General features: G+C 30.3%; 11 protein-coding genes. 7 read left to right on the forward strand and 4 right to left on the reverse strand.

Annotation, left to right across the window (positions count from 1 at the left end):
* Positions 1 to 297 precede the first annotated feature (297 nt).
* The 6 genes from KQH81_RS05160 (at position 298) to KQH81_RS05185 (ending at position 7,233) form a co-directional block, all read left to right on the forward strand.
* Entirely contained in the window at positions 298 to 1,368 is a 1,071-nt protein-coding gene (locus KQH81_RS05160) for an ABC transporter ATP-binding protein (RefSeq protein ID WP_027638905.1), read from the forward strand.
* Positions 1,368 to 2,249, forward strand: coding sequence for a carbohydrate ABC transporter permease (locus tag KQH81_RS05165; RefSeq protein WP_230029036.1), 882 nt, complete (start codon positions 1,368 to 1,370; stop codon positions 2,247 to 2,249). Before KQH81_RS05160 ends, KQH81_RS05165 begins: the two co-directional genes overlap by 1 nt.
* A gap of 8 nt (positions 2,250 to 2,257) precedes the next feature.
* Positions 2,258 to 3,076: a carbohydrate ABC transporter permease gene (locus tag KQH81_RS05170; protein WP_027638903.1), complete on the forward strand. Its 819-nt coding sequence runs from the start codon at positions 2,258 to 2,260 to the stop codon at positions 3,074 to 3,076.
* Positions 3,060 to 4,355 (forward strand): MBL fold metallo-hydrolase, encoded by a 1,296-nt coding sequence (locus KQH81_RS05175; RefSeq protein WP_027638902.1) that lies wholly within the window; start codon positions 3,060 to 3,062, stop codon positions 4,353 to 4,355. The genes KQH81_RS05170 and KQH81_RS05175 overlap by 17 nt, the downstream gene beginning before the upstream one ends.
* A gap of 17 nt (positions 4,356 to 4,372) precedes the next feature.
* Positions 4,373 to 5,647, forward strand: coding sequence for an ABC transporter substrate-binding protein (locus KQH81_RS05180; protein WP_027638901.1), 1,275 nt, complete (start codon positions 4,373 to 4,375; stop codon positions 5,645 to 5,647).
* 71 nt (positions 5,648 to 5,718) lie between these two features.
* Positions 5,719 to 7,233 (forward strand): bifunctional metallophosphatase/5'-nucleotidase, encoded by a 1,515-nt coding sequence (locus KQH81_RS05185; protein WP_027638900.1) that lies wholly within the window; start codon positions 5,719 to 5,721, stop codon positions 7,231 to 7,233.
* A 24-nt stretch (positions 7,234 to 7,257) separates the two neighbouring features.
* On the opposite strand, the gene KQH81_RS05190 is transcribed toward KQH81_RS05185, so the two are convergent.
* The 4 genes from KQH81_RS05190 to KQH81_RS05205 all read right to left on the reverse strand — a co-directional run bounded on the left by KQH81_RS05190 (position 7,258) and on the right by KQH81_RS05205 (position 12,045).
* Positions 7,258 to 7,794, reverse strand: a complete 537-nt coding sequence (locus KQH81_RS05190; protein WP_027638899.1) for a hypothetical protein — start codon at positions 7,792 to 7,794, stop codon at positions 7,258 to 7,260.
* A 29-nt stretch (positions 7,795 to 7,823) separates the two neighbouring features.
* Positions 7,824 to 8,399 carry a hypothetical protein gene (locus tag KQH81_RS05195; RefSeq protein WP_035770762.1) on the reverse strand — a complete coding sequence of 192 codons (576 nt, stop codon included), beginning with the start codon at positions 8,397 to 8,399 and terminating at the stop codon, positions 7,824 to 7,826.
* A 117-nt stretch (positions 8,400 to 8,516) separates the two neighbouring features.
* On the reverse strand, positions 8,517 to 10,238 hold the full coding sequence (locus KQH81_RS05200) for a S8 family peptidase (RefSeq protein WP_206153042.1): 1,722 nt from the start codon (positions 10,236 to 10,238) through the stop codon (positions 8,517 to 8,519).
* Entirely contained in the window at positions 10,222 to 12,045 is a 1,824-nt protein-coding gene (locus tag KQH81_RS05205; protein WP_230029037.1) for a S8 family peptidase, read from the reverse strand. The genes KQH81_RS05200 and KQH81_RS05205 overlap by 17 nt, the downstream gene beginning before the upstream one ends.
* A gap of 217 nt (positions 12,046 to 12,262) precedes the next feature.
* On the opposite strand from KQH81_RS05205, the gene KQH81_RS05210 reads away from it, so the two are divergent.
* Positions 12,263 to 12,568 carry a hypothetical protein gene (locus KQH81_RS05210; RefSeq protein WP_027638896.1) on the forward strand — a complete coding sequence of 102 codons (306 nt, stop codon included), beginning with the start codon at positions 12,263 to 12,265 and terminating at the stop codon, positions 12,566 to 12,568.
* The last annotated feature ends 147 nt before the right edge of the window (positions 12,569 to 12,715 follow it).

A 12,715-nucleotide genomic window follows, 5' to 3' on the forward strand; every position in this document is an offset into this window, starting at 1 on the left:
TAGAGAAAGGACGACCTTCCTTTATGTTTATCTATTATTTTTTATGGTTAATTCTTAAAATAGATATTTAAATACATTAAACTTCGCATTTAAATTCTTAAAATAGAAAATTCAAAATAATGAAAAAATTTCGAGCTATATTAAAAAAACAAAAAGATAATATAAAAAGTTCAAAAAAGTATATGCAAAAATTGTAGAAATGATATATATTATATATAAAGAATTTTTTCTGAAAGCCATAATCAAACTTTATCTTTTAAAACAATATGATAAAGGTAAAAATAACAGAGGTGAAATATGATACAGATTGAAAAACTAAAAAAAGTTTACAGTAATGGGTATGAAGCTTTAAAAAGCATCGATCTTGAAATTAATGAGGGAGAGCTTATATGCCTATTAGGTCCAAGTGGATGCGGTAAAACAACAATATTAAACTTATTGGCAGGACTTTTAGACCCTACAAGTGGAGATATTAAGTTCGATAATGAATCAGTTATTGATAAACATCCTAAAGATAGAAACATAGGGTTAGTATTCCAAAATTATGCATTATATCCTCATATGACAGTTTTAGAAAATATTATGTTTCCTCTAACAGTTGGAAAGAATAAGAAATCAAAACAAGAAGCTAAATCCATATCAGAAAAATTTATGAAGATTACAAGTATTGAGGGGTTAGCTGATAAGAAACCTGGTGAAATGTCTGGAGGACAGCAACAAAGAGTTGCAATAACAAGAGCTTTAGTTCAAAGTCCTAAGATTCTTTTATTGGATGAGCCTTTAAGTAATCTAGATGCAAGACTTAGGCTTAAAATAAGAGAGGAAATAAGAAGGCTTGTAAAAGAAATAGGAATTACAACTATTTTTGTTACACATGACCAAGAAGAGGCATTATCTATAAGTGACAGAATTGTATTAATGAATGAAGGTATTGTTCAACAATTTGATATCCCTCAAAACTTATACTTAGAACCGGAAAATCTTTTTGTGGCTAAGTTTATGGGAAATCCTATAATCAATATATTTGAGATGAATAAAGAGGGCGATGCATTAAAATCTAAAGATTTTTCAATTGATTTGAATCTTCTAAGCAATGATAGATTTAAAGGAGAATTAAATCAGGGTAAATACTATGTTGGAATTAGACCAGAATATTTTGAGCTAAGTGAAAATCCATTATTTAAAGTCAATGTTGAATCAATAGAATTAATTGGTAAAGACTGTATAGTTAATTTTAATATCAACGACACACACTCAAAGTCAATAACAGATATATCTAAAAATATCAAAGAGGACGATGAGGTAGGATTTGATATCGATTATAAGAGTATTTATATTTTCCAAGAGAATGGAGTTCGAGTGTACTAATGAAAAAGTTTAAATATAGAGCAGAGAATTCACCACAGGCATGGTTATTTCTTTTACCAGCATTGATAATAGTTGGGATCTTTAGTGTTCTCCCATTAATAAAGACTTTTGTAATGTCGTTCCAGAAAGGAACATTAAATAACTTACAATTTAATGGATTTAAAAATTTTGAAATAGTATTAAGTGACCCGAAATTTCATACAGCATTAATTAATACGGCACTATATGCATTTATTGTTGTACCAGTAGGACTTATAATTGCTATGTTTATTGCAATTACTATTCACGATAAGATAAAGCATAAAGACATTTGTGAAACAATATTTTTTATACCATATTTAACAAGTATAATAGCTGTCGGTATTGTATTTAGATATTTATTAAATGGAGAATATGGATTTGTGAATTACATACTAGAAATATTTAATGTAGGCACAATAAACTTCTTAGATGACCCTAGTATGAGTATGACTACACTTATCATATTTGGAATATGGTCAGGATTGGCATTTAATATAATTATTTTACTTTCTGGACTAAGAAATGTTGATTCTAATTACTATAAAGTTGCAGATATGTTTGGAGCAACTAAGATTCAGCAGTTTTTTAGAATAACTTTACCACAAATGATACCTATAATTACATTCTTACTAATGGTTAATTTTATTAGTGCATTTAAAGTGTATGCTCAGGTATTTGCTATATTTAATGGAAAAGCTGGTATTGCTGACAGTGCTACAACTGCTGTTTTCTACATTTTTAACAAATTCTATGTTGAGAATAGGTATGGTCAGGGTATGGCTGCAGCAGTTATATTATTTATCTTGATTTTGCTTTTTACGGTAATTCAGAATCGTATCTTGAAAAGAATATCTAAGTAGGTGAAAGAATGAAAAAAGTTAGTACGATTTTATCAAAAGGTTTTATTGTTGTTATGGCGTTGATAACATTATTTCCTTTTGTATATATGATTTTAGCAAGTTTAATGACTTATCAAGAGGCAACTAGTATTCCGCCAACATTAATCCCAAATCAGCCTCAGTGGGAAAACTTTGCAGCAGCCATGAAGCAGGCTCCTTTTGTTAGATATTTCTTCAATACAATCTTTGTATCAGGAGTAACTACATTAGGAATAATTATAACTTCAGTACTTTCAGCATTTGCTTTAGTAAAATTAGAGTTTAAGTATAAGAATATTTTAGTTATGGCTATGGCTGCATTATTAATGGTACCTTATGAAGTGACAGTATTTACTAATTATCAAACCATTGCACAACTTAATTTGCTTGATACATATACTGCATTAATACTTCCATCTTTAGCAAGTATATTTTATATATTTTATTTAAAAGAATATTTGACAAGTATACCAATATCTTATTATAAGGCAGCAAAGGTTGATGGATGTGGAGATTTAGAGTTTATTAAAAGAATAATGATTCCTCTATCAAAACCAGCTTTATTTACAATGGGAATATTAAGTTTTATTAATGGGTGGAATGCATTCCTATGGCCAATCCTTGTAACTAATACTAAAGAGTTAAGATTGCTAAGTAATGGATTGAGTTCGTTTGCTAGTGAAAGTGGTACAAATGTTCACCTTCAAATGGCAGCCTCAACAATAGCGATAGTGCCAATTTTAATTCTATACCTAGTATTTAGAAAACAAATTATTAGAGGAGTTGTTAAGAGTGGCGTTAAAGGATAAAAAGACAAAAATTACATTTCACAATGGTATTCTTACCATTGGAGGAACTATTATAGAAATCGCATATGAAGATAGCCATATCTTTTTCGATTTTGGAAGTGAGTACAATCCAAAACTTCCTGTTCAGCCAACAGAATTAAATGGATTGATAGATGCAGGTCTAGTACCATACATAAATAATATGTTTGATCCTAGAATACCTGTAAAAGGATTTGAATCTAAAGAAGACAGCTTTAAAAATACTGCAGTATTTTTATCACATGTTCACTTAGATCATTCAAAGATAATAAATTACTTGAATCCATCTATACCATTATATACATTGGAAGGAACGAAGTCTTTACTTAATACATTAAATATAAATAATGATTTTCTTTTCCCTCTTCATGTCAATGAAGGAAAAAATACTAGAGATATAGTGGGAGTAAAAGAGAATGAAGTTATAGAAGTTGGAGATATTAAGGTAAAGGTAATGCCAGTGGATCATGATGCATATGGAGCATCAGGCTTACTTATAACTACACCTGATTTGGTTATATCATATACTGGCGATATAAGACTTCATGGATATAGAAAGCATGATACTTTAAATTTCTGCAAGGAAAGTGAAAACTGTGATGTTCTCTTAATTGAAGGTGTTAGTGTATCATTCCAAGAAGTTGATGAAAAGATAAGTTCAGATGAAATATTAAATGAAAAAGAATTATTGAAAACCATAAATGAAATTGTAAATAGTAATCCTAATAAGCAGATTACATTTAACTACTATATTTCTAATATCGAGAGAATTTCAAACATAATAAAAACTAACTCAAGAAAAGTTGTTTTAGATTCATATTATGCTTATGTTTTAAAAGAAGCAACTGGTTATGAAGCGTATTATTATGAGTTAGATGGAAAAGACTATGGTTTAGATAGAGGTCTTAAAATAGAATTCGAAGATTTATTAAATGATGAAGGTGAATTTTTCTGGCAACTAGATACACTTGCTATGAATCATATAAATAAATTGAAGGAAGGTGGAATTTATATTCACTCAAATGCGGTACCACTTGGTGATTTTGACCCTGCATATGAGCCATTTGTAAATTCATTTGCAGAGCATAATGTAGAGTTCGTAAGAGCTTCATGTAGTGGTCATGCGCATCCTTATGATTTAATTGAGGTAATAAACTTAATTAAACCTAAACTATTAGTGCCTATACACTCTTATCATCCTGAAAGACTTTATAATGAATCTGGAGATGTATTGTTACCAGAAAAAGGTCAAACTATATAACATAGGAGGAATAAAATATGAAACACAAGAAGCTATTAGCGCTTGTTCTTGCAGCAGCAACAACTGTAACTGTATTGGCTGGATGCGGATCTAAAAACAAAACAGAAGCAAATAATGGGGAAATAGTAACAGAAATTACTAAACCAGTAGAAATCACATTTTGGCATGCAATGCAGGGAGCACAAGAAAAATCTCTACAAAATTTAACAGATGAGTTTATGAAAGCTAATCCAAACATTACTGTAACTTTACAAAACCAATCAACTTATCCAGATTTACAACAAAAGATTACAGCTACAGTTGTAAGTCCTGATAATTTACCAACATTAACTCAAGCATATCCTGATTGGATGTTCAATCCGATTAAGGAAAATATGGTGACTGATTTAACACCATACATAGAAAATGAAAAAATTAAGTTTGATAACTATGAAGATATTTTACCAAGTCTTAGAGAAACAGTTAAAATTGATGGTAAAATATATGGAATGCCATTTAATAAATCAACAGAAGTTTTATGGTATAACAAAACTATTTTAGATGAATTAAATTTAAAGGTTCCAACAAATTATGAAGAGCTTAAAGCTGTATCTAAGGAAATAAAAGCTAAAAAAGGTATAGCTGGATTTGGAGTTGACGCTCTGCATACATATTATACAACTTTCTTAAAAGCTGAAGGTAAGACATACGATTCAAATTTTGATGTAACAAGTGATGAATCTAAAGCTGCTGTAAATTATTATTTAGATGGAATAAAAGAAGGCTATTTTAGAATCGCTGGAACAGATAAATACTTATCAGGACCATTTGGAAATGAAAAAGTAGCTATGTACGTTGGATCAAATGCTGGTGAAGATTTTGTTAAAAAAGGTGTTGGCGATAAATTCGAAGTAGGTGCTGCACCATCACCAACTACTGTATCTTTACAACAAGGTACTGATTTATATGTATTCTCTAGTGCTACAGCAGAGCAAAAAACTGCAGCATATGAGTTCTTAAAGTTCTTAACTACTAAAGATAACCAAGTTAAATGGGCTATAGAAACAGGATATATGCCTGTAAGAAAGAGTGCTGTTGATTCAGATCAATATAAGAATAGCGGAAGCTTAATTGCTCCAATCTTATCAAATGCAACTAAGAATTTATACACAAACCCAGTTTTACAAGGGGCTGATGCTGCATACCGTGAAGCTGGAACAGTTATGGAAACAATTTTAGCTGCACCAAATACAGCTGATGTAAATAAAACACTAGAAGGATTTAAGACTACTTTAAAATCAATCTGGGAATAGTAAATTTCAAATAAGTATAAGGGGGCTGTCTTCAATTATTTTGAGGCAGTCCTTTGTAATGGAGGAGAATCATGAAAATTGTTATATATCAAACTAGTGATTTACATGGATATGTATATCCAACCAACTATGTAGTTGAAAAATCATTGGGAGTTTTAAAGATAGGAAGTTACATATTAAATGATGAAAAGAATTATGATGCGTCTCTAAAAATAGATTGTGGAGACTTAATTCAAGGATCAGCCCTTGCACATTATTTATCTAAACAAAAGACGGAAAACAATCCTATTATAGAATGTCTAGAGGCTGTAAAATATGATGCATATGTTTTAGGTAATCATGAATTTAACTATGGATTAGAATATTTAAGCAGTGCTTATAAAAAAGTATCAAATAAATTATTAAATGCAAACATTAAAGGGTTGCCTTTTGAAAGCAAACCATATACTATCTTTGATTTTAATGGATTCAAAATTGGATGTATAGGACTTACTACAGGTTTTATTCCTAATTGGGAGCATGAAAAAAATATTCCTAATTTAAAGTTTTTAGATCCAGTAGAGATGTATGGGAAATATGAGAAAGAATTAAAAGAAAAATCAGATATGATAATAGTATGCTATCATGGTGGCTTTGAAAAAAGTTTAAATGATGATATGATTCCTACAGAAAAGTTGACTAAAGAAAATCAGGCAAGTGAGCTTTTGGAAAAATTCGATTCAATAGATATAGTTTTAAGTGGTCATCAGCATAGATCATTTATAACAAAAATAAAGGGTGTAATATGTGCACAGCCAATTCATAATGGTGAAAATTTTACTAAGATTGTTCTTGATACAGATACTAAAAAAACGAGTTATGAGCTTATAAAAGTTAGCTCTTTAAATGAAAGAATAGATGAATCTTTGGAAGGTATCTTTACAGAGATAGAGGGAGAACTACAAAAATATCTAGATAGAGAAATAGGAACTTTTGATAAAGATATGTTAATGGATGACATTTTTGAAGCAAGGCTAAAAGGACATCCATTTATAAATTTTCTTCATCAAGTTCAGCTTGATGTCTCTAATGCAGACTTTTCAGCTTTATCATTATTTGATAGTGCCATTGGATTTAAAAAAGAAGTTTCTATAAGGGATGTTTTAATAAATTATCCTTATCCTAATACTATCAAAATTCTTAAGATAACAGGAAAACAACTTAAGGAAGCTATTGAAAAGAGCGCTACATATTTTGTTGTTAAAGATGGTAAAGTTGAGATAAATGAGGAGTTTCTTGTGCCTAAGATCCAAAATTATAATTATGATATGTTTGGAGGGTTAACATATACAATTAATTTATCAAAGGAATTTGGTAATCGTGTTGTTTCTATGAAGAAGAATGGTATAGATATTAATTTAGAAGATTACTACACAATTGTTTTAAATAATTACCGTGCTAGCAACACAGCTATTTATCCATGCTATGAAAATGCAGAATGTATAAAAGAAATAAATACCGATATTAGTGAGTTGATTATAGAATATCTTCAAAAGAATCATAATGTAAAAGTAATTGATAAAAGTAACTATGTTGTTGAATATTAAATTATAAGGAGGTAATTAAAAATATTACCTCCTTAATGATTCTACTTGTTTTTTTAAATTTTCTATTTCTTTTTTTAGTGTGCTTATTTCATCTAAGTTAGTTCTATTTTTTTCATTAGATGAGGAACGGACTGTAGCTTGCTCTCCTCCATCACTGGAAGTAGGAGAAGAATTGATGAAGTAAGGATTTGTTACATTTCTATAGGATGGATTATAATATCTACCTGGACCAGACTGCTGATATTGCTGCTGGGCGTTGTAGGTTGAAATTATTTGACTTATGAGTTGTAGAAAATTTCCGTAAGAATTTAATACGTTTGCAGGAAACTTTCCCGATATAGCATTAGCTAAAATTTCAGCAATAGTAACAAGAAGCATAGGTTCGATGTCCTGAAATCCATTAGGAATATCAGAGTTAGCATTTCTGCAATAATTTGTATCAGCACCAGCAGAAGGATCAAAATGGCATTTTAAATCTTTAAAACTTTCATAATCACATTTTTTATATCCGCATTTCTTTAAAATTTCCTCCAAATTCTTTAAAGCATCTTCATAATTCATATTTAGCACCAATTATCCTTTTAATATATTTATAATTTTTTATTGTAATTATTAAGTTTATTTTCAATTAGGCATAGACGATTATCTAAATTTTTTAAAGAATTGGTTATAATTTCTAATTGGAGTTCTATGTTTTCTATTTTTTCATTGGACTTATATAAGGAGGAATTGGAGCATCCATTTTTATCATCTTCACATACAGATTGACAAAATGGATTAGTGATATTTTTATATGCTGGATTGAAAAATCTGCCTGGACCAGACTGTTGATACTGTTGCTGAGCGGCATAAGTTTCAAGTATTTGGCCAACTAAAGCTAAAAAATTTGCAACAGAGTTTGCTACATTAAAGGGGAGTTTTCCAGCAAATATATTTCCTAAGATTTCTCCAATTATAGAAAATAAAATAGGATCTATGTCTTGAAATCCGCCTTTTATATCTAGGTCTATATTATCACAGCAATTGCTATCAGCACCGCCGGAAGGATCTATTTTGCATTTACAACCATTGTCTTTACAGTACTTAGACTTGATTGACTCATAATCTTCACAGCCTAAAGCTTTCATAAGCTCACTTATTATATTTATATTATTATAGTTTTCCACGATTCACCGTCATTATATTTATATTATTATACTATGCTAATATCTATTTATTGACAAATTGGGTGCGTAAAAAAATACCTTATGCATATTTATAAAAGTATACATAAGGTATTTTTATTACTCTAAATATCTAAAAACACCAATCATATCTAAAACACCATATCCCCATTCTGCATTAGGATATGAATCATTTAGCCTTTTAGCTGTTCCTCTTGATAAATAAGTTTTTAATTTTTGAGAATAGATATTTGGATCATTTTTATCAACTATGCCCCACTGAAACATTAATGCGCTTGCGCCGGCTACTACAGCAGCAGATACACAGGTGCCATTTACTATCATAGTTTTATTACCAGGGGCAAGGGCGGTTACATTTACACCACCAGCCACTATATCAATTGCGCTTGGATTATACAGAAATGCCATTCCTGAATACTCCACTAAATTGAAATTATTTTGATTATAAGCGCCTACTTTAATAATCTGAGGGGCATATGGGGTTGTAAAAGTACCATAAGGATCTGGGGAAGTAAATCCTGTATTACCTAATGCAAGCCCTTTTTGCTGAAGCCATATATTATAACTTCCATTTAAAATATAATCAGGATATAATCTTAATTTCCAAATACCTGGTGTAAGGTAATTCATGTCAATTTCTATCAATTCATCACCAGATAATGCTTCAGGAAGATAGTACTTTACTTTTACCTTAGATTTTTCAAAAATATAGTTGATTGTTTGTTCTCTATTTAGAAGGGCAGTCATGATGCCGGAAGTTTCTCCAGAAGCGGAGATAATTTCTAGAGAACAAATATTAGGCTTATCCACCCAAACTTCCAATCTAAGATATTTTTGCTGATCTGAGATATATAATTGGATATCTTTAAATGTATCTTTTTTATCTACATAACCAGAAGTGTGACCGCCACTATCACCTTGATTGCCGCTACCTGTAACTACAGCAATTCCTTTATTATTACAAATATTATTTATAAAGGATTCTAATAATCCATCACCTTTATGATTTCCTAAAGAGGCACCAAGTGGTAGATATATTACTGTAGGTTTATTTAAAGTAAATAGCGTATATTCATAAAGATAAGTTATAGCCATCATTAAAAAAGCCTGATCATAAACAGGAACTGACGGGTTTAAAGCTTTTTTTAAAGCTAGGCTTTCTGCTAATTTTACAACCACAAAATTACAGTCAGGAGCAGCACCTTTAATTTCAGGATTAATACCTTTAGCACCTATTATACCCGACATTGCAGTACCATGACCATCTGTATCTTTTGAAGGAACAATTTCATATGGATCTTTTCCTTCGTTATATGCTTTTATAGCGTTATCAATATCATTTTTATAATACACAGTTCCAAAGGGAACATTTCCGCTTGAATTAGGGTTACTAATAGTTTGATCCCATATACCGAGAATTCTAGATGTTCCATCATCATTCATAAACTCTTTGCTTAAATAATCTATCCCGGTATCAATAATTCCAACAACAACACCTTTTCCTGTTAAGAAAAAAGGAGGCTGTATTTGAGTTAGATTAATATTTGCAGCAATAATAGGGCTAAGTGCCTGCATGGTATATAAATATAATCTGTTTATATAGACAACAGATGGAAAGGGATTATTGGACAAGGTAAATGAGTCTTCAATAATATTTTGTAACTTTAAAGATATTATTGCGAATTTTTCATCCATTATAGTTATATAATAATCTGGAGCAAGATAAGCTTCTGCTTCTATATCTCCGTTATATTCTGCAATATAATGGAGATATTCGGGACTCGTAAAGACTGATGGTGGTGCATTAGAAAAATGTTTCATCACCGAATAATACCTCCTTTTTTAATGTAAATCTTAAAAGCATATTGTTTAGGGAATATTCAAGGTCAAAATTGTTTTGAGATTCTAGATTTCTAGTTCCAGACAAAGCATTTATTGTTCCTAAAAAATCTAGTTTTCCGTATCCCCAATGAGCGTTTGGATATATATCAAAAGGCTTTCTTGAAGCTCCAGCTATTAGATAACTAATAATCTTTGATGCATACATAGTTAAATCATTTCTTTCTACAATTCCCCATTGAAGAAGTAGAGCACAAACTCCTGACGTTATTGCTGCAGCCACAGATGCACCTGAGACCGTAGTAGTTTTATTGCTTAAAGATGTAGTAAGTATATTAACTCCCGGTGCAGCAATATCGGGTTTAATATAAGTGTTTAGTGGGAAACCATTGCCGGATTTACCTACAATAGAGTCTGATTCTTGATCATAGTATCCCACAGAAACTATTTTTTTGGAACTGGAAGGGAGAGATAATGTTACCTCTGGGTCAGAATTTAAGAATTTTGTACCTTCCGGAAGAGTTATTGCAGGAGGAAGCCATATATCATATCTTCCATCAGCAATATACTCACCTTTTAATTGTAATTTCCATATTCCGGGTTTTATATCGGTAAAGGTCAAAATTATTACTTGATTTCCTGTAACGTTATCGGGTACATAGAATTTAAGGGTTAGTTTTGTTGCTTCATAAACAAAAGAAAAAGTTTCTGATTTGTATAATTTTGAGGTAATAAATTTTGTACTTTGTCCAGATGGAGATATAACATTGAGTGACATTTTATTTGGCTTTCTTATCCATATTCTAAAAGATAAGTTGTTTAGTTGCTTTGTTAAGTTTAATTCGGATGTATTAATTTCTCCTATATTATTTATATATCCAGATGAATGTAGTTCAGCATTACCTTCATTACCTGTGCTGGTAACAACTACAACTCCTCTAAAGGATCCAACTTCGTCTATATATTTTGCAAATAATCCAGAGCCATCATGACTATAATCAGTACAACCGAACCCAAGAAAAATAACAATTGGTTTATTTTTTTCGGATGCATATTGGCGTAGATACTCTATACCAGCTACCACTTCTGCCGTATTATATACTGGTAACTCAAATCCATTTAGTTTAAGGTCATGCTGAAATGTAGCAGATTGAATCAATTTAACTACAGCAAATGTACAATTATTTGCAACTCCTTTCAATTCTTTGCTATATCCTCTAGCACCAATTATTCCAGCCATCTCAGTTCCGTGACCAATTGTATCTGTTGATGGTACAATATTATAAGGATCTTCACCCTTTAATTGAGCTTGTATAGCTTTATTTATATCATCATTTGAGTAAGCTTTCCCAATAAAAAGGGATGAACCCTCATTAGAAGGTGATGTTTGATCCCAAATTGTATCAATTCTAGATGTATTATCCTCTCTTATAAATTCTTGATTTAAGTAATCTATTCCGGTATCAACTATACCAACTAAAATGCCTGAGCCGTCTAAAGATAGATAAGGGTTTAATTTAACCTGATATATATTGCTCACATTTTCAGGAGAAGTAGATTCTAAGATAAACATTTCTCTAAAATTGACAAATAAAATAGATGGGACATCTAAAATTAAATTATCAATCATGCCGGCTTTAACTGAGACGATAGCAAATCGATTGTTTATTATATCTCCGCAAGCATAAGAAACTTTAGATATTTCTTCTAAAAAATTACCTCTGTATTCTATTAAATGCTCATAGTAATTAGGATTATTATAAAAAGAGCAGTTATTTCTATTATCCACATAAATCACTCCCATAATATTACAATTTATAATATGAATAAAACTATAAAATTGATATAGAAATTATAAAGTATTTATGTATAAGTATGATTAATAATGAAATATTAAAAGTAAAAGAGTCAGGAATTCATGCTGTAGAAGATTATATAATGGCTAGATACTAATTCATGACTATTTAGATTTAGATGAAACTGTGGCTGGTTATGGAATTTATATTATGCAGAAAAGTAGTGATGCTATACTTAAAGATTTGTCTATGCGTCTTATGAATAGAAAACTGTTTAAGTATGGGGATGAGGACATGAGAGAAGAGATAGAAGAAAGCTTAAAAAAGTATGGTAGCTTTAAAAAATATTATTTCTTTGAAGAAGTTAATTCTAAAGTTCCATATAAACCTCAATATGTGCCTATATTAATAGAGGGGAAGAATAATGAAATTAAAGAGTTATCAACGTGTTCGGCTATTATTAGTGCATTAGTAAATAATCCTAATGATATAAAAACAACTATATACTATGGATAGAGAGGGGAATATCAATTATGCAGATAAAATTAGTTGATTTAGTGAAAGAGTTTCCAGGAATGACAGCAGTAAACAATGTGAATCTGACTATTGAAGAAGTGAAATAAACCCCTGTAGATTAATTCTATGTACAGAGGTTTCTTTTAT

Origin of the sequence: Clostridium cadaveris, assembly GCF_020911725.1 — a bacterium.
Taxonomy (GTDB): domain Bacteria; phylum Bacillota; class Clostridia; order Clostridiales; family Clostridiaceae; genus Clostridium_X; species Clostridium_X cadaveris.